Here is a 552-nt window from a genome sequence, read left to right on the forward strand (position 1 = left end):
AGCGCCTCCATGTTCGCCCCGGCCAGAATCTGCACGCCGACCGGCAGCCCGCTCTCGGCCTTCACCGCCTGCCCGACCAGAGTCATTACTGCCACAACCTCCGGCCCGACGCGCCCGCGCAGGTACGGCACGTCGTGCATGTTCTCGATGGCGAGGCCGTCCACGCCGGCAGCGCGATACAGCCGCGCCTCGCGCACCGCCGCTTCAACGATTTCGGCGACGCTGTGCCGGTTGGCAGGTGTGCCGGGCAGAGCAGCCACGTGAATCATGGCGATGACAGGACGCGGAGAAAGAAATAGACCGTTGAACATCACTCAATCCGCAACAGCTTCCGGCCTCGTAGTGAACGGTAGCGCCTCACTGCGGAACTGCATCCGATAGAGCCGCGCATACAGGCCGTCGCGGGCCAACAGCTCGGCGTGCGTGCCCAGCTCCACCAGCCGGCCCCGCTCCAGCACGGCGATGCGGTCGGCACGGTGCACAGTGCTCAGGCGGTGGGCGATGATGACGGTCGTCCGGTTCTTCATCAGCCGGTCGAGGGCCTCCTGCACC

General features: G+C 67.0%; 2 protein-coding genes. Both read right to left on the bottom strand.

The genetic code is table 11. The features are described 5' to 3' along the window. Positions 1-311 (bottom strand): hypothetical protein (locus tag NZ585_15100; GenBank protein ID MCS7081355.1); only part of this gene is annotated, 311 nt, incomplete at its 3' end. Between the two features lie 3 nt (positions 312-314). Next, positions 315-552: hypothetical protein (locus NZ585_15105; GenBank protein MCS7081356.1), on the bottom strand; the 238-nt coding region annotated here is incomplete at its 5' end.

Source organism: Chloracidobacterium sp. (assembly GCA_025057975.1).
Classification (GTDB): Bacteria; Acidobacteriota; Blastocatellia; order Chloracidobacteriales; family Chloracidobacteriaceae; genus Chloracidobacterium.